This window comes from Streptomyces minutiscleroticus (assembly GCF_014650875.1).
Lineage (GTDB): Bacteria > Actinomycetota > Actinomycetes > Streptomycetales > Streptomycetaceae > Streptomyces > Streptomyces minutiscleroticus.
This window is the reverse complement of sequence record NZ_BMVU01000273.1, coordinates 1-558: the sequence shown is the minus strand read 5'-3', so window position 1 is coordinate 558 and position 558 is coordinate 1. Positions and strand designations below refer to the sequence as shown.

1 protein-coding gene is annotated in these 558 nt (G+C 38.9%); it reads right to left on the bottom strand.

The window, feature by feature from the left end; translation table 11 throughout:
- On the bottom strand, positions 1-558 hold a 558-nt coding region (locus IE271_RS44705), incomplete at both ends, for a sigma-70 factor domain-containing protein (protein ID WP_229920017.1).

Here is a 558-nt window from a genome sequence, read left to right as displayed (position 1 = left end):
ACTAATTCATTAATCAGTTTGCTGGTAGGCTCTAAGTCATAGAGTCTGTCTTTGAGCGTTTGGCGTTTGTAAGCTAGGGTCAATAAACGCACTAGCTCATCTTCTTTTTCATCTACAGGGGCTTCAAGGGCTTTGAGCCATTCTTTTTTAGCCTTATCTAGGGCTTTAAAGCTTTCTTGAACCTTTTCTACGCGCTTCCTGTCTTTTTCAGAAACGACTTTTTTCCTTTCTTCGTTTTCTTCATCTTCTTCGCTGTCATCATCTTTTTTAGAATCGCTCACGCTATTTTCATCGTCATCATCAAAGCTCCTAAAAAGCTCTTTAACCCTTCTTTCACGATTGATTAAAGCATCTTTATACGCATAGATAAAATCAATCAAATACGGCACCGAGCAAATCGCATCTAAAATAATGTCTTCGCCCAAGCGGATTTGCTTGCTCAATTCAATCTCTTCATCTTTGCTTAAAAGTTTTATATCCCCCATTTCGCGCAAATACATGCGCACCGGGCTATCGCTTCTGCTCCATTCTAAAAAATCCTTTTCTTTCAAAAAGTCA